The sequence below is a fragment of the Sphingosinicella soli genome, from assembly GCF_014199685.1.
Lineage (GTDB): Bacteria > Pseudomonadota > Alphaproteobacteria > Sphingomonadales > Sphingomonadaceae > Sphingosinicella > Sphingosinicella soli.
On the sequence record NZ_JACHNZ010000010.1, the window covers coordinates 80,243 to 95,475 of the forward strand.

The window sequence follows — 15,233 nt, forward strand, 5'->3', positions numbered from 1 at the left end:
CGCGTAAACCGGCGCGCATGGACACTGATCGGACCCGCGGCTTTCTTGTTCCGCTGCTCATCATCTGGCTGCTGGCGGCGCTGGCGCTCACCATCGTGAATCGCGCGGATATCGCCGCGCTTGATCTCCCCGATACCGACGACGCGCAGCGTCTGATGCAGGTGCGCGACTGGCTCGGCGGGCAGCCGTGGGGCGATGTCGATCAGCACCGCATGAACCCGCCCGCAGGCGCGAACATGCACTGGTCGCGCCTCGTCGATCTGCCGATCGCGGGCATCATCGTCGTCACCGAGCCCGTCTTCGGCCGCGCCGTAGCCGAGCGTGTCGCCGGAACCGCGGTGCCGCTCCTCGCGCTTCTCGTCACGATGGGTGCCGCCGCGCTCGCCGCCTTTCGTCTTTCCGGTCGGCAGGCGGCCATTCTTGCGGCGGTCTTCATCGCGGCAAGCGGCCAGATTTTGTCGCTGTTCAAGCCGCTCAGGATCGATCATCACAACTGGCAGATCGCCCTCATGCTGTGCGCCGTCGCCGCGCTCTGCGATCCGCGCCGCCGCCTTTCGTCCGGCATTGCCGCAGGCCTCGCCACCGTCGCCGCGCTCGTCATCGGGCTCGAGATGCTCCCGCACCTCGTCGTTGCGGGGGTCATCCTCGTGATCGGCTGGTGTCTGCGCCCCGCACTCGGGCGACTGCTCTCGGGCTACGGGATTGCGCTTGCCGTGGGCACAGCGGCTGCATACCCCGCATTCGTGCCGACGGCGCGCTGGTGGTTTGCGGCCTGCGATGCGTTCTCGCCCGTCTATGCCGCGCCGCTCGTCTTCGGCGGCGCGCTCGCCGCGATCCTGCCGCAGATCGACGGGCTCACCACGCCGATGCGGCGCGGCATCGCCGCCGCTGTCGGCTTCGCGAGCGTCGGCGTCGCCGTGCTCGTCGCCTTCCCGCACTGCGCGGGCGGGCCGATGGCGATGCTCGATCCCGCCTTCCTGCCGGTCCTCGCCCGCATCAGCGAGGCGCGCTCGATCATCAGCTACCTCGGCACCGAGCCCGCAACCGCGATCGCGTTCGGCCTCTATCCCTTCATCGGCATCGCCTGCGCCGTCGTGATGCTGCGCCGCGCGGACACGGACAGCCGCTTCGGCTGGAGCCTCGTGCTGGGCCTGCTCGCCACCACGACATGGCTGATGTTCCTGCAGCTCCGCGCCGCAACCGGCCCCAATGCGCTCGCCGCCATCGCCGCCGCCGCCGCCGCCGCAATCCTGCTTCCGCGCGCCCGCTCGATCCCCTCGACGCTGCCGCGCATCGGCGCAACCATGCTCGTGCTTGTCGGCCTCACCAGCGCGCTCCCCATGTTCGCGGCGCTCGCGGCGAAGCGCATCGGCGCCGACAATGCCGCAGCGACGAAGCCCCTCGCCTCGTGCACCGCGTCCGCGACACTCGCGCCGCTAAGCGGCGTGCCGCAGGGCATCATCGCCGACGTGTTCGACATGGGCCCCGCGATCCTCGTCCACACGCCGCACGGCGTCATCGCCGGCCCGTATCACCGCAACGCGGCGTCCATCGCGGACGCCGTAGCCCTGTGGCGCGCGGGCGACGAAAAGGCAAAGACGATCACCGCGCGCTACGGCGCGACCTATGTGCTCGGCTGCGTCGGCGCGCACGATCTCGCCTCCGCGAAGAAAGAGGCACCGCAGGGACTGTGGGCACGGCTGGAAAGCGGAGATGTTCCGGCATGGCTCGAAGCCGTGCCGATGCCCGAGGGCTCACCCTTGCGGCTCTACCGCATCAAAGGCTGAAGCTCGCCCGGATTCCGTCGATCACATACTGAGCGGCGAGCGCGGCGAGGATCACACCGAGCAGGCGCGTAATCATCGCCTCGATCTTCTCGCCGAGCAGCCGCATCAGCGGCCCGGCGGTCAGCAGCGCAACCAGCGTCAACCCCAGCACGATGCCGAGCGCAAGCAACACGACGCTGCGCTCAGCCCAGCCGTCGGCCTGCGAGGTAAGCAGCATCACGCTCGCGATCGAGCCCGGCCCGGCGAGCATGGGGATCGCCATCGGGAACACCGAAACGTCCTCGATATCGCTCGATGCCACCTCCTGCGCGCGCGTATTGCGGCGCTCGGTGCGTTTTTCGAACACCATTTCCGACGCGATCAGGAACAGCAGGATGCCGCCCGCGATGCGGAACGCATCGAGGCTGATGCCGAGCGCCGCGAGCATCCCCTTGCCGAGGAAGGCGAAGAACAGCAGCACGCCCGCCGCGACCAGCACCGAACGAATCGCCATCGCGCGCCGCTGCGCCGCGCTCGCGCCTGCCGTCAGCGAGGAATAGATCGGCGCACATCCCGGCGGATCGATCACCACGAACAGCGTGGCGAGCGCCGAGATGAACAGCTCGGTCATCAGAGCCCTTCGGGTGCGGGCAGCCCGGCGCGGCGGTGCGCGGCGACGAGCGTGTTGCGCAGCAGAACCGCAATCGTCATCGGGCCGACGCCGCCCGGAACCGGCGTCACCGCGCTCGCCGTCTCCAGCGCCTCGGCATAAGCGACATCGCCGACGAGGCGCGTTTTCCCTTCGCCGCGCTCGGGCGCCGCGATGCGGTTGATGCCCACGTCGATCACGACCGCGCCCGGCTTCAGCCAGTCGCCGCGCACCATCTCGGCGCGCCCGACGGCGGCGACCACGATATCCGCCGCGCGCACCACGGCGGGCAGGTCGGCGGTGCGGCTGTGCGCGACGGTGACGGTGGCGTTCGCCGCGAGCAGCAGCTGCGCCATCGGCTTGCCGACAATGTTCGATCGCCCGATCACGACCGCGCTCTTGCCCGAAAGATCGCGGCCGAGCCGGTCTTCAAGCATCATCATGCAACCGAGCGGCGTACAGGGAACGAGGCCCGGAAGCCCCGTCGCCAGCCGCCCCGCGTTCACGATGTGAAACCCGTCCACATCCTTGTCCGGGTCGATCGCTTCGATCACCGCGCTCTCGCGCATGTGTTTGGGGAGCGGTAATTGTACGAGGATGCCGTCGACACTCTCGTCCGCGTTCAGCCGCTCGACAAGCGCGATCAAATCGGCTTCGGGCGTCTCGGCCGCCAGGCGATGCTCGAAGCTGAGCATGCCCGCCTCCACCGTCGCCTTGTGTTTGGAACCGACATAGACCTGGCTTGCCGGATCGTCGCCGACCAGCACGACCGCAAGGCCGGGCCTGCGTCCCGTCGCGGCAAGGAACGGCGCCACGCCCGCAGCGATACGTTCACGGAGCCCTTCGGCAAAAGCCTTGCCGTCGATACGGTCGGCCGTCATTCGAAAGCCCTCAACCGGCCATGAGGTCGAAGACCAGCGCGGGAACCAGCCGCTGGATCAGGATGAGCGCAAGGATCAAGACCATCGGCGAAAGGTCGATGCCGCCGAGGTCCGGCAGCACGCGGCGGATCGGCCGCAGCATCGGTTCGGTCAGCCGGTCGAGCCCGTTCAGCAGGCCGCGCACGAACTGGTTGCTGGTGTTGATGACATTGAACGCCACCAGCCAGCTGATGATGACCTGCGCGATGATGATCCAGATCACCAGCTGGATGACCATCGTGAAGACCCCGAGGAGAGCCGCGACCGTATTCATGCTATATAATTCCCTGGCATGCCGTGCAGGCGTGTTTCCTAGCCGCGCGCCGGAACGGTGTCCACCGCAGCGTCTTCAAGCTGTGCGGCAAGCCCCGCTTCGATGGCGTCGATCGCGGCGAGCATGCCCGCCTTGTCGCACCGCGCCGCGATGTCCGCCTCCACCCCGAGCACGCCCGGCGCGATCTCGCCGTACAGGCGTTCGCCCTCCCCGGTGAGCGTCAGCCGCGACGTGCGGCCGTCGCGGTCGTCGGCCTCGCGGCGCAGCAGGCCGCGCGCGATCAGCGCGGAGACGGCGCGGCTCACGGTCGCTTTCTCCATCGGCGTCATGCGCACCACGTCCTGCGCGCTGCGCCCCGGCTTCTCCGCGACCGCCGCAAGCACACGCCACTGCGGCGACGAAAGCCCGCAGCCTTCATAGACCTGCGCCAGCCGCTGGCTCAGCCGGTCGGAAAGCACCGCGAAGCGATAGGGCAGGAATGTATCGAGACGGATCGGGCCCATATGGTTCCACTTGCAACAAGTTTCATATGAAACTAATATCACGGAATAACGACTCGAAGCAAATGAGGGAGTGAGCGTCAATGGCCGACCTGTTTGAAAATCCGGCGGGGCTCGACGGTTTCGAGTTTCTGGAGTTCTCCGCGCAGGATCCCGCGCTCGTCGATCGCGTGTTCCGCCAGCTCGGTTTCACGCCCGTTGCGAAGCACCGCTCCAAGGATGTGACGCTCTATCGGCAGGGTCGCGTCAACTTCCTGCTCAATGCCGAGCCGCGCTCGCCTGCGGCTTTCTTCGCCGAAGAACATATGGCGGGCGCCTGCGCGATGGGCTTCCGCGTGAAGGACGCCGCCAAGGCTTATGCGCACGCCATTGCAAAGGGCGCCGAGCCCGCGCCCAGCGAAACCGGCTGGATGGAACTCAAGCTCCCCGCCATCAAGGGCATCGGCGGCAGCCTCATCTATCTCATCGACCGCTACGGCGACGACGCCGACATCTACGATATCGATTTCCGCTATTTCGAAGGCGTCGATCCCCATCCGAAAGGCGCGGGGCTGGAGATCATCGATCACCTGACGCACAACGTCTATCGCGGCCGCATGAAGTTCTGGGCGGAATTCTACGAGAAGCTCTTCAACTTCCGCGAAATCCGCTACTTCGACATCAAGGGCGAATACACCGGCCTCACCAGCAAGGCGATGACCGCGCCGGACGGCATGATCCGCATCCCTCTGAACGAGGAATCGAAGCAGGGCGGCGGCCAGATCGAGGAATTCCTGATGGCCTTCAACGGCGAGGGCATTCAGCACATCGCGCTTTCCACGCCCGACATCTACGCGACCATCGACAGTCTGAAAACGCTCGGCCTGCCGTTCATGACGCCGCCGCCCGCGACATATTACGACATGCTGGAAAGCCGCCTCCCCGGCCACGGCGAGCCCGTGGATGCGATGAAGGCGCGCGGGCTTCTTCTCGACGGCTCCACCGAAAACGACGATCCGCGCCTGCTTCTCCAGATCTTCACGGGCAACGTGCTCGGGCCGGTGTTCTTCGAGATCATCCAGCGCAAGAAGGACGAAGGCTTCGGCGAGGGCAATTTCAAGGCGCTGTTCGAATCGATCGAACGCGACCAGATTGAGCGGGGCGTTCTCGAAACGTCGGAGGGCTAGACCGTGAAGCGCTATCTGAACTTCCCGCTGGTGAAGGGCACCGCGAGCCGCCAGGCGCACGCCGACCTGCCCGAAGGCACGTATGAGCGGGAAATGTCGAAGGAGGGTTTCTTCGGCCCCGCCGCCTTCTTCTATCATCGCAATCCGCCGACCGGCTGGATCGACTTCGACGGCCCGCTGGCGCCGCGCGCCTTCGACCTGACGCGGATCAACGATGCCCCCGGTTCGCCCTGGTCGGCGCCGGTCGTGCTCCACAACAAGGCGACGGAAATCCGCCTGTGGTGCCTTGCCGATCCCATGCCCACGCTCGCCCGCAACGGCGACGGCGACCAGCTTCTGTTCCTGCATCGCGGCAGCGGCGACTTCTTCTGCGATTTCGGCCACCTCGCGATCGGCCAGGGCGATTATCTGGTCATTCCGCGCGGCACGATGTGGCGCATCGTGCCCGCTGAGCCGATGCGGATTCTGGCGGTCGAGGCGACGAATTCCAGCTTCACGCTGCCCGACAGGGGCCTGCTCGGCCCGCATGCGATCTTCGATCCCGCGATGATGGATACGCCCGAGATCAACGAGGCGTTCCGCGCGCAGCAGGGCGACACGCAAACGCGCGTCGCGGTGAAGAAGCGCGGGCAGGTTTCCTGGATGACCTATCCGTTCAACCCGCTCGACGCGGTGGGCTGGCACGGCGAGCTTTCGGCCGCGCGCCTCAACGTGCGCGATATCCGCCCGATCATGAGCCACCGCTATCATGTGCCGCCCTCGGCGCACACGACCTTCCTTGCGGATCGTTTCGTTGTCTGCACCTTCGCGCCGCGTCCGTTCGAAACCGACCCCGGCGCGATCAAGGTGCCGTTCTTCCACAACAACGACGATTATGATGAAGTGCTGTTCTATCACGACGGCGACTTCTTCAGCCGCGACAACATCCACCCCGGCATGATGACGCTGCACCCCGGCGGCTTCACGCACGGCCCTCACCCCAAGGCGCTCACCCGCATGTTCGAGCAGCCCAAGGCGATGACCGACGAATATGCGGTGATGATCGACACGCGCGATCCGCTGGAAATCGGCGAAGCGGCTTCCGCTGTCGAGTGGACCGGCTACAAGGATAGCTGGAAAACAAAATCCTGAGGGGATCCGAATGAAGCCCATGATCTTGTCGGCGGCCATGCTGTGCCTCGCCGCGCCGATGGCGAATGCCGCCGCGCCGGAGTCGCCGCAGGGCGCCGCAGCGCTGAGCCTCTACAGGGATATCGTGGAAATCCGCTCCGCCGCCGGCCACGGCAAGGTGCCGGAGGTGGCGGCGCGCGCCGTGAAGGATCTCAAGGCCGCGGGCTTTGCAGACGCCGACATCAAGACCGTGCCGATGGGCGAGACCGCCTATCTTCTCGTCCGCTATCCCGGAAAGGCGGGCAGCAGGAAGCGTCCGGTCGCCTTCCTCGCCCATATGGATGTCGTCGATGCGAATCCGGAGGACTGGTCGTTCGACCCCTTCGTGCTGCGCGAAAAGGACGGTGATTTTCTCGGCCGGGGCACCATCGACAACAAGATGGGCGTTGCCCACCTGACGCGCGCCTTCGCCGACCTCAAGACAAGCGGCTTCGTGCCGGACCGCGATCTCTATCTCGCCTTCACGGGCGACGAGGAGACCGGCATGGTGACGACGCGCGCGCTCGTCGATGCGCTGAAACCGATGAAGCTCGAATATGCGCTCAACTCGGATGCCGGCGGCGGTGCGCTCAGGCCGGACGGCAAGCCTATGGGCTACGGCATGCAGGTCGCCGAAAAGACCTTCGCCACCTTCGACGTGACGATCCGCAACGAAGGCGGGCATTCCAGCCGTCCGCGCAAGGACAATGCGATCTACGATCTCGCCGCGCTACTCAAAAATGTCGAGGCGCTGAAATTCCCGATCATGGCGAACAGCGTAACCCGCACCACGTTCGCCGCGCGGGCGAAGCAAATGCAACCCGCCCAGCCGCAGGTCGCCGAGATGCTGCGTCGCTTTTCCGAAAATCCGGACGACGCCGAAGCCGCTGCCGCACTCTCGTCGAATGCGGAGCTGGAGCCCGAGATGCGCACCACCTGCGTCGCCACGATGCTGAGCGCAGGCCATGCCGAAAACGCGCTACCGCAGCGCGCGAGCGCCGCGGTGAACTGCCGCATCTTCCCCGGCGTGGACGTCGCGACCGTGCAGGCCGCGCTCGAGCAGGCCGGGGGCAATCCGAAGGCCGAGTGGAAAGTGCGCGGCACCCCCACGGCAAGCCCGATTTCGGAGCCCCGGCCGGACGTGACCGCAGCGGTGAAATCCGCGCTGTCGCCGCATTATCCCGGTGTCGCGGTCATGCCGTATCAGGAATCGGGCGGCACCGACGGCATGTGGTTCCGCATCGCCGGTGTTCCCACCTACGCGATCTCGCCACTCTTCATGGACATGAAAAAGATGCGCGCGCACGGGCTGGACGAGAACGCGCCGGTCGCTTCGTTTTACAACGGCCTCGAGTATTGGCCGCACCTCATCCGAACGCTTGCAGGGAGCAGCAAATGAAACTCGCCAGCCTGAAGGGCGGCCGCGACGGTCGCCTCGTCGTCGTGTCGAAAGACCTTGCATGGTGCGCGGACGCCTCCGCCATCGCCCCGACGCTGCAGGCCGCGCTCGACGACTGGGACGTCGCGGCCCCGAAGCTCGAAGCGCTCGCCACCGATCTCGCGCATGAAGCCATCCCCATGCGGCGCTTCCACGAGCGGGAGGCGCATTCGCCGCTGCCGCGCGCCTATCAGTGGGCGGACGGCTCGGCCTATGTGAACCACGTCGAGCTGGTGCGAAAGGCGCGCGGCGCGGAGCTTCCCGAGAGCTTCTGGACCGACCCGTTGATGTATCAGGGCGGCAGCGATTCGTTTGTCGGCCCGCGTGATCCGATCGTTCTTGCCGACGAAAGCTGGGGCTGCGATCTCGAAGCCGAGGTCGTCGTCGTCACCGGCGACGTGCCGCAGGGCATTTCCGCCGAAGAGGCCCGCGCGCACGTCCGCCTCGTCGGCATCGTCAACGACGTCAGCTTGCGCAATCTCATCCCCGCCGAACTCGCCAAGGGTTTCGGCTTCGTCCAGTCCAAGCCCGCGAGCGCCTTTTCGCCGGTGTTCGTCACGCCCGATGAACTCGGCGCGGCGTGGGACGGCGGCAAGCTCTCTGCCACGCTCAAGGTCGATCTGAACGGCGAGGCGTTCGGCCGCGCCGAAACGCACGTCGACATGACCTTCGATTTCGGCGTTCTGATCGCGCACCTCGCCAAGACACGCGAGCTTGAAGCCGGATCGATCATCGGCTCGGGCACGGTTTCGAACCGCGACACCGGCGGCGGGCCGGGCAAGCCCATTGCGCAGGGCGGCCTCGGCTATTCCTGCCTTGCCGAGGTGCGCATGGTCGAGACGATCCTGTCGGGCAAACCGGAAACATCCTTCCTGAAATACGGCGACAATGTGCGCATCTGGGTGGATGACAGCACCGGCCACAGCATCTTCGGCGCCATCGAACAGACCGTTGTTGCGACCGGCTGAGGCCGTCCGTTTCCAACCTGTTAACGCCTGCCGGGGCAAGGTCGCGCGCACAGTTCAGTGGGAGCGCGTACATGGCGATCGGCAGCAAGGTTTCAGCGCTTCGTCGCGCAAAGGCACTGCCGCCGGTCAGCACGGGCACGCAGGAACGACGTCTGCACCTGCAGGCGCACAATTACTGGGCGACCCTGCCGCGTGCCGGCGGGGTTCCGCTCTGGCACGATTTCGATCCGATGCTGATCGACGATCGCTGCACGCAGAGCTTCGTCATCGATCTCGAAGCGAACGAACCGCCGCATCTCCGCCTGATCGGTGCCGCGCTTCAGGTCGAAGGCGGTGTCGATACCGATGTCATCGGCCTCGCGGACGCGCCTCCGGGCTCGCTGCTCATGCGCATCAGCAGCTATCTCCCCGAGCTTCTCAACCGCGCGGTGCCGCTGTCGGTGGAAGCGCCTTATGAAACGGCCGAGGGACATCCCGGCATCTACCGCGCGCTGCTGATGCCCTTCACCACCGACGGAACGCGCATCGACGTCGTGTTCGGCGTGGTCAGCTGGCGGGAAACCGTACGCGAAAGCGAACGCCCGGCCGCCGCCCGCATCATCCCCATCAGGGGCTGACGAAGCGTTCCAGCTTGCCCAGGGTTTGATGCCCCAGTTCCACGGCACCGAACCCTTTCGCCTCCTGAAATTCGGCCGCCGTGCTGAAGACCATGCCCAGCGTCACTTTCGTCGCGCCGTCCTGTTCCTCGAACGAGGCCCAGGCATCGGCGTGCTTGGGGCCGTTCTCACCCCACAGCAGCGCGTAGCCGATACGCGTCTCGGCGCGAACCTCGTGATAGAGATGATGGTTCGGGAACACGGTGCCGTCAGGCGCGATCATGTCGAACACCCACTCGCCGCCCGCGCGCAGGTCAATCCGCGTCGTGCGGCACGAAAACCCGTCCGGGCCCCACCATTGCGGTAGCGTTTCAGCATTCATCCAGGCGCCCCACACGATCGATTTCGGCGCCCGGATCACGCGCTGCAAAATCATCGTTCGCTCGGCGATCGCCGCAAGATTATCGAGACCGGCACCGAAGCCCTCCCGATAACCGGCCGCCATGTCCTCCGCGAGCGAGGACAGCTGAACCGTCACGGCCAGGCGGCTGTGCCCGTCCACATCTTCGAACTGTGCTGTCACCAGCGCCGCTGACAGCGTGACGCCCTCGCACGAGATCACCTCGTAATTGACGCTGCGCTCCGCCGGCTGCAGCACGAGCCAGCCGTTCTCGCAGCGGATGTCGGGTCGACCTTCCACCTTGCAGAGCGAAATCTCGCGCCCCCCGACCCTGGTGTCGCTTTCCAGCATATCCACCGTGACCGAAGGCGAAGGCGAAGCCCAGATCGCGCGTGCGGCGGGAGCCGTCCACGCTTCCCACAACACGGCCGGCGGTGCAGCGATGCTTCGTTCGAAGGTGAGTGCCGCGAAGTCCTGTGTCATTCCTTGCTGTCCTTCATCACGTTCATCACAAATGCATCCAGCCGATCCATTCGGTCCTCCCAGATCGCACGATGCTCATCGAGCCATGACCGCGCCGGCTCGAGCGCCTCGGGAACAAGCGCGCAGGTCCGCACTCGCCCGTCCTTGGACGATGTGATCAATCCCGCGTCCTCGAGCACAGAAAGGTGCCGCATCACCGTGGGCAGCCGCAGCCCCGTGGGGTCGGCCAGATCCGTCACCCCGGCCGGTGTCGCCGCCAGCCGGGAGAGGATCGACCGTCGGGTCGGGTCCGCCAGCGCGTGGAACAGCCGCGAAAGCTCGGGATCATGCTTAGTCATGTTGCTAAGTAATTCGTGACTTCAGGACCACGCAAGCAAAAACTTCGTCGATCGGCTAAGTTTTTAAACTCGGGCGCAGAGGATATCCGTGTCGGGATCGCCAAACGAAAAGGGCCGACGCGTTTCCGCGCCGGCCCCTCCTGCGTTCGATCCTCCCCGAATCGATTGCGCCTGCCCGTTTAGAGCAGTTCGATATTGCCTGCGGCCACCTTGCCGCGGCGGTCGCGCGCCAGCTCGAAGCTGACCTGCTGACCTTCCGCAAGGCTCGTGAGACCCGCCCGCTCAAGCGCACTGATGTGCACGAAAGCGTCCTGCTTGCCGTCGCCGCGCGAAATGAAGCCGAAGCCCTTCATCGTGTTGAAGAACTTGACCGTGCCTTCGATGCGCTCGCCGGGCGTGAAGTCGTCGTCGTCGCCGCCGCCGCCCGACGACGGACCGCGATCACGGGACGGACGATCGGAACGCTCGGGACGGTCGGCACGCTCAGGCGCCTCGCCGTCGACCACGAGATCGGACGCCGAAAGGCGCCCGCCGCGATCGAAGATCGAGAACGTGACCGGCTGGCCTTCGTCGAGCGTCGTGCGACCGGCGCGTTCGACCGCGCTGATGTGCACGAACACGTCTTCGCCGCTGTCGCGGGCAATGAAGCCGAAGCCCTTCGTCGCGTTGAACCACTTCACGGTCCCCGACGAGGTTCCGAGCGAGGTTCCGCCGTCACGGCTCGCGCCGCCACCGAAACCGCCGCCGCCGCCAGCGCCCGCGCCGCCGCGGAAACCGCCGCCTGCACCGCCGCCGCCGAAGCGATCACCGCCGCCGCCGCCACCGCCGAAGCGGTCGCCACCGCCGCCGCCGAAGCGATCACCGCCGCCGAAGCTGCGTCCGGCATCGTAAAAATCCTCGCCACCGCCGAACGAATCGCGTCCTCCACCGCGGCGGTCATAGCCACGGTCCCCACCGCGCTTGCGGCCATCAAAACCCATGTCGTGATATCCAGTCTGAATAACGTCGGCAGCCGGGCGCCTGCCGCCACAGCACTGTCGTTCTCGGCCAAATTTTATTTGTGGCGTTCGACAGCCTGTTGTTCCTAAAACAAAATCCGTGCGCCCACGGACATTCCTGATTAACGTCCACACCAGTCTGAAACTGCCATGAACCTCGCCAGCTTACAGGAGATTCGCTATGCCTGCGAGCGAAAAAGTAGCGTTCTCAATTCTTTCCGGCGCACCTGTGCCTTTTGCGCAAGCAGCGCCGGAAGGCCGGGCGGGACGAACTGTTCGACGGCCGTATAGCAAGCCCCGGTCCCGCAGCGTATGAACGCCCCACGATGACCGTTCCTGAAAGGACTTCAACAATGACGCGCACCCTGGCGTCCGCTCTCGCCATCACGATTGCCCTCGCAGCGCCCGTTTCGGCGCCCGTTTCGGCGCAGGCGCCCACCGCCGCCGCCGCGAGCGCGGCGGAGAACCCCGCGCGTGAAGCGCTGTGGCAATTGTTCCGCGATTCGGACGAAGCGACCCTGAAGCGCAACCCGATCCAGGCGCTGTTCCGGGGCGATATGCGCTATGCCGACCGGCTCGGCGACTACATAACCGACGCGTACTACGCCGCAGAGCGCGAAGCCGGGACAAGCGATCTGAAACGCCTCGAAGCGATCGATCGCAGCAAGCTCGATGCCACCGACCGCATCGCTTACGACGTGTTCAAATGGCAATCGCAGGAAAATCTGAAGGGCCTCACGCCCGAGATCCTTGCGCTCACCGCCGTGCGCCCGCTCAATCACTTCAGCGGCATCCACACCTTCTACCCGTCGTTTGCGTCCGCCACCGGCGGCGCGCCCTTCGCGACGGTGGCGGACTACGAGAACAATCTGAAACGCCATCAGGAGTTCGTGACGTTCATCGATCGCGCCGTCGGCCGTTTCCGCGAGGGCATGGCGTCGGGCGTCGTCGAAACGAAGCTCACCATCAACAACGTCATCGATCAGCTCGCGACGCAGCTCGCGCAGCCGCCCGAGCAATCGCCCTTCTACACCCCCGTCGAGAAATTCCCCGAAGGCATTGCGGCCGCCGACCAGACGCGCCTCAAGGCCGAATACCGCGCAATGATCGCGGACAAGATTTATCCCGCGTACAAGCAGCTCCATGATTTCCTGAAGGCCGAATATCTGCCTGTCGCGCGCGATCAGGTCGGCCTTTCCGCCATGAAGGGCGGCCCCGTGCTTTACGCGCAGCTCATCGAAACGACGACGACGCTGCCGCTGAAGGCGGAGGACATTCACGCCCTCGGCCTTTCCGAAGTGAAGCGCATTCACACGGAAATGGAAAAGGTAAGGGCGGAGGTCGGCTTCAAGGGCACGCTGGGTGAATTCTTCCAGCACCTGCGCACCGACCCCAAGCTGCAGCCCGAATCACGCGAGTGGCTGACGAAGCGCTATTTCGAGATCGGCAAGACCGTCGACGCCAAGGTGCCGGATTATTTCTCCACCGTGCCGAAGTCGCCGCTCGACATCCGCCCCTACGAGCCGTTCCGCGAGAAGCACGAGGCGGGCGGCTCCTACATGCCCGGCACGCCCGACGGCACGCGCGCCGGCATCTTCTATTTCAACGCCTACGATCTGCCCTCGCGCACCACGCCGGGCATGACCACGCTTTATCTTCACGAAGGCGCGCCGGGGCACCATTTCCAGATCAGCCTTGCGCAGGAAAACGAGGCGCTGCCGAGCTTCATGCGCTTCGGCGGCAACACCGCCTATGTCGAAGGCTGGGCGCTCTATTCCGAAACGCTCGGCTTCCCGATGGGCTTCTACGAGGATCCCTATCAGCGCTTCGGCACGCTGTCGGACGAGATGCTGCGCGCGATGCGCCTCGTCGTCGATACCGGGCTCCACTCCAAGGGCTGGACCCGCGATCAGGCGATCGAATACATGCTCGCGAACAGCGACATGGGCAAAACCGACGCCACCGCCGAGGTGGAACGCTACATCGCCATCCCCAGCCAGGCGCTCGCCTACAAGATCGGCGCGATGAAAATTCAGGAACTGCGCGCGAAGGCCGAAAAAACACTCGGCCCGAAATTCGACATCCGCGATTTCCACGCCCAGGTGCTGATGACAGGCGCCCTCCCCCTCGCGGTACTGGAAACAAAGATCGAGAACTGGATCACCGCAAAGAAATAACCCCACCCTCCCTCTCCCCACCGGGGAGAGGGCCGGGGAGAGGGGCAAACGAACAATCCTCGCGCGTTGAGGCGGGGCCGCGCCGATGGTGAAGACGGATATTCAGTGGCGGGTGGAGACAGCGGCCTTGCGTCCAAGGCCGGTCGTCAGGCTGCAGGACTTGCGAACCCGAAAGTTGACATAGCGCTAGCTACCACGGCGCCTTGTCCCAGCGCCTAGAACAAGTCCCGGACAGCAGTATGCGGTCGACCGTCCTCTGCGGCCCGTCGTACCTTGCGGTCGATAACATCGTTCAGAGGTATGCTGCGTTCGAGCATTTCGTACAGGTCGAGGCCTGTCATGCAGATAGTTCGCTTGCCACGGCCGAACGTTTCCAAACTGGATTCAGAAAAGCCGCTGTGACTAATAAAAAGACCGCGCGCCCAAGCTGCCTTCTCGTTGAGCTTGCCTTCAAAATCCCTAAGATCCTTCGCGTCGGTTGGCTCGTTCTGCCACTTTGCCTCGAACAAATATGTCACCCCATGAAGCAGAAAGCTGCCATCAATCTGTTCGCCACGATTCCGAAACGGCTCGCGCGGCTTCATTCCAAAAAGGTCGAACAACCGAACCAAGAAGCGTTCGAATGCGTATCCGCGCTTTTGTGGTGCCATCGCGGTCAACTCCAGCACCTCAGCTTTAAGAGCTGCTACTTTTTCATAGTCAAACGCAGGGCCAGCAGGCTCAGATGGCGGCACTTCTCCTGCCGCACCGAGACGCGCTAGCAATGCTTGGTACTTACGCTCCGCACCGGCTACTGGGTCTTTACCTTCACCGACGTAGTCCGAGCGCAACTCCCACAGGGCTCTCAGAGTACGGGCAGCTGTAGCGTCATCAGCAAGCTCGAGAAATCTGCGCAGACGCTTGCCTTTCGAGCCTCCGTGAGTTGCGTACATTGGATGGTCGATATCTGCATCGAGTTCAGCCGCGAAGAACTGGGAGTACGTGCGATCCGAAAAATCAAGAACGTACCCACGTCCTCTGATAAAATCGACAAGATCGTCCACGGTGCGAAAATCGATCTCCTTCAGGCTGCTCATGCTCGATCCTATGCTTTGATCCCACCGCTCCAAGCCAAGCAAGATTGTCACGGTTCCGACTGGTCCCGCTGCATCATTCGAAGCGACTTACGAACGTGGCAGCGGCGCAACCTTTATTACCGTCGTCGAGGCGGAGTTCTACTCTGTCATTTATCGACTGGAGGTTTGACATCCTTCGACGGCGAAGCGGTATTTATTCCCCGGCAAGCATTGGCACATGAGGGGACGATACAGGGCTAGGCGCTGTCTGCATTCATTTTATCCAGATCATCGCGCAAGCGAGATGGACGAATCCCATGAATGCGGTGAGGGTTTTCTCGCAGCGGAGGGCGATC

At 64.8% G+C, this 15,233-nt stretch carries 15 protein-coding genes and 1 pseudogene; 7 read left to right on the plus strand and 9 right to left on the minus strand.

Annotated elements, in window-relative coordinates; genetic code table 11:
• The first annotated feature begins 17 nt into the window (after positions 1-17).
• Complete coding sequence (locus GGQ98_RS05865) at positions 18-1,787, plus strand: hypothetical protein (protein ID WP_184066507.1); 1,770 nt, start codon at positions 18-20, stop codon at positions 1,785-1,787.
• Here the strand turns inward: GGQ98_RS05865 and GGQ98_RS05870 are convergent.
• From GGQ98_RS05870 to GGQ98_RS05885, 4 genes are read right to left on the minus strand one after another with little or no spacing between them, the layout of a single operon-like run.
• Positions 1,777-2,397, minus strand: coding sequence for a MarC family protein (locus GGQ98_RS05870; protein ID WP_184066510.1), 621 nt, complete (start codon positions 2,395-2,397; stop codon positions 1,777-1,779). The two genes, GGQ98_RS05865 and GGQ98_RS05870, sit on opposite strands and share 11 nt — an antisense overlap.
• Positions 2,397-3,296 carry a bifunctional methylenetetrahydrofolate dehydrogenase/methenyltetrahydrofolate cyclohydrolase FolD gene (gene folD / locus GGQ98_RS05875; RefSeq protein ID WP_184066513.1) on the minus strand — a complete coding sequence of 300 codons (900 nt, stop codon included), beginning with the start codon at positions 3,294-3,296 and terminating at the stop codon, positions 2,397-2,399. The genes GGQ98_RS05870 and folD overlap by 1 nt, the downstream gene beginning before the upstream one ends.
• A gap of 10 nt (positions 3,297-3,306) precedes the next feature.
• Complete coding sequence (locus GGQ98_RS05880) at positions 3,307-3,609, minus strand: YggT family protein (RefSeq protein WP_184066516.1); 303 nt, start codon at positions 3,607-3,609, stop codon at positions 3,307-3,309.
• Between the two features lie 38 nt (positions 3,610-3,647).
• A complete protein-coding gene (locus tag GGQ98_RS05885) occupies positions 3,648-4,112 on the minus strand; it encodes a MarR family winged helix-turn-helix transcriptional regulator (RefSeq protein ID WP_184066519.1) in 465 nt (154 codons plus the stop codon).
• 80 nt (positions 4,113-4,192) lie between these two features.
• Between GGQ98_RS05885 and hppD the strand changes: the two genes are divergently transcribed.
• The 5 genes from hppD to GGQ98_RS05910 all read left to right on the plus strand — a co-directional run bounded on the left by hppD (position 4,193) and on the right by GGQ98_RS05910 (position 9,447).
• The gene (hppD, locus tag GGQ98_RS05890) at positions 4,193-5,275 is read left to right on the plus strand and encodes a 4-hydroxyphenylpyruvate dioxygenase (protein ID WP_184066522.1); all 1,083 of its coding nucleotides are present in this window, start codon (positions 4,193-4,195) and stop codon (positions 5,273-5,275) included.
• Positions 5,276-5,278: 3 nt separating this feature from the next.
• Entirely contained in the window at positions 5,279-6,406 is a 1,128-nt protein-coding gene (locus GGQ98_RS05895; RefSeq protein WP_184066524.1) for a homogentisate 1,2-dioxygenase, read from the plus strand.
• A gap of 10 nt (positions 6,407-6,416) precedes the next feature.
• The gene (locus GGQ98_RS05900; RefSeq protein ID WP_184066526.1) at positions 6,417-7,823 is read left to right on the plus strand and encodes a M20/M25/M40 family metallo-hydrolase; all 1,407 of its coding nucleotides are present in this window, start codon (positions 6,417-6,419) and stop codon (positions 7,821-7,823) included.
• Positions 7,820-8,830 (plus strand): fumarylacetoacetate hydrolase family protein, encoded by a 1,011-nt coding sequence (locus GGQ98_RS05905; RefSeq protein ID WP_184066528.1) that lies wholly within the window; start codon positions 7,820-7,822, stop codon positions 8,828-8,830. The genes GGQ98_RS05900 and GGQ98_RS05905 overlap by 4 nt, the downstream gene beginning before the upstream one ends.
• A gap of 71 nt (positions 8,831-8,901) precedes the next feature.
• Complete coding sequence (locus GGQ98_RS05910; RefSeq protein WP_184066530.1) at positions 8,902-9,447, plus strand: PAS domain-containing protein; 546 nt, start codon at positions 8,902-8,904, stop codon at positions 9,445-9,447.
• On the opposite strand, the gene GGQ98_RS05915 is transcribed toward GGQ98_RS05910, so the two are convergent.
• The 3 genes from GGQ98_RS05915 to GGQ98_RS18620 all read right to left on the minus strand — a co-directional run bounded on the left by GGQ98_RS05915 (position 9,437) and on the right by GGQ98_RS18620 (position 11,627).
• Positions 9,437-10,309 carry an SRPBCC family protein gene (locus GGQ98_RS05915; protein ID WP_184066532.1) on the minus strand — a complete coding sequence of 291 codons (873 nt, stop codon included), beginning with the start codon at positions 10,307-10,309 and terminating at the stop codon, positions 9,437-9,439. The two genes, GGQ98_RS05910 and GGQ98_RS05915, sit on opposite strands and share 11 nt — an antisense overlap.
• Complete coding sequence (locus GGQ98_RS05920; RefSeq protein WP_184066534.1) at positions 10,306-10,647, minus strand: ArsR/SmtB family transcription factor; 342 nt, start codon at positions 10,645-10,647, stop codon at positions 10,306-10,308. The genes GGQ98_RS05915 and GGQ98_RS05920 overlap by 4 nt, the downstream gene beginning before the upstream one ends.
• A gap of 179 nt (positions 10,648-10,826) precedes the next feature.
• A complete protein-coding gene (locus GGQ98_RS18620) occupies positions 10,827-11,627 on the minus strand; it encodes a cold-shock protein (protein WP_184066536.1) in 801 nt (266 codons plus the stop codon).
• A gap of 371 nt (positions 11,628-11,998) precedes the next feature.
• Between GGQ98_RS18620 and GGQ98_RS05930 the strand changes: the two genes are divergently transcribed.
• Entirely contained in the window at positions 11,999-13,822 is a 1,824-nt protein-coding gene (locus tag GGQ98_RS05930; protein WP_184066538.1) for a DUF885 domain-containing protein, read from the plus strand.
• A gap of 215 nt (positions 13,823-14,037) precedes the next feature.
• Here the strand turns inward: GGQ98_RS05930 and GGQ98_RS05935 are convergent, their stop codons facing one another.
• Together GGQ98_RS05935 and GGQ98_RS05940 are read right to left on the minus strand one after the other, a co-directional pair.
• Positions 14,038-14,898, minus strand: a complete 861-nt coding sequence (locus GGQ98_RS05935; protein WP_184066541.1) for a restriction endonuclease — start codon at positions 14,896-14,898, stop codon at positions 14,038-14,040.
• 253 nt (positions 14,899-15,151) lie between these two features.
• Positions 15,152-15,233 (minus strand): annotated as a pseudogene (locus GGQ98_RS05940) (IS5-like element IS711 family transposase); the annotation flags it as partial.

Coding starts and splice junctions, on each gene's coding strand:
- GGQ98_RS05865 (WP_184066507.1), top strand. CDS start 18: ATGGACACTGATCGGACCCGCGGCTTTCTTGTTCCGCTGCTCATCATC.
- GGQ98_RS05870 (WP_184066510.1), bottom strand. CDS start 2,397: ATGACCGAGCTGTTCATCTCGGCGCTCGCCACGCTGTTCGTGGTGATC.
- folD (WP_184066513.1), bottom strand. CDS start 3,296: ATGACGGCCGACCGTATCGACGGCAAGGCTTTTGCCGAAGGGCTCCGT.
- GGQ98_RS05880 (WP_184066516.1), bottom strand. CDS start 3,609: ATGAATACGGTCGCGGCTCTCCTCGGGGTCTTCACGATGGTCATCCAG.
- GGQ98_RS05885 (WP_184066519.1), bottom strand. CDS start 4,112: ATGGGCCCGATCCGTCTCGATACATTCCTGCCCTATCGCTTCGCGGTG.
- hppD (WP_184066522.1), top strand. CDS start 4,193: ATGGCCGACCTGTTTGAAAATCCGGCGGGGCTCGACGGTTTCGAGTTT.
- GGQ98_RS05900 (WP_184066526.1), top strand. CDS start 6,417: ATGAAGCCCATGATCTTGTCGGCGGCCATGCTGTGCCTCGCCGCGCCG.
- GGQ98_RS05905 (WP_184066528.1), top strand. CDS start 7,820: ATGAAACTCGCCAGCCTGAAGGGCGGCCGCGACGGTCGCCTCGTCGTC.
- GGQ98_RS05910 (WP_184066530.1), top strand. CDS start 8,902: ATGGCGATCGGCAGCAAGGTTTCAGCGCTTCGTCGCGCAAAGGCACTG.
- GGQ98_RS05915 (WP_184066532.1), bottom strand. CDS start 10,309: ATGACACAGGACTTCGCGGCACTCACCTTCGAACGAAGCATCGCTGCA.
- GGQ98_RS05920 (WP_184066534.1), bottom strand. CDS start 10,647: ATGACTAAGCATGATCCCGAGCTTTCGCGGCTGTTCCACGCGCTGGCG.
- GGQ98_RS18620 (WP_184066536.1), bottom strand. CDS start 11,627: ATGGGTTTTGATGGCCGCAAGCGCGGTGGGGACCGTGGCTATGACCGC.
- GGQ98_RS05930 (WP_184066538.1), top strand. CDS start 11,999: ATGACGCGCACCCTGGCGTCCGCTCTCGCCATCACGATTGCCCTCGCA.
- GGQ98_RS05935 (WP_184066541.1), bottom strand. CDS start 14,898: ATGAGCAGCCTGAAGGAGATCGATTTTCGCACCGTGGACGATCTTGTC.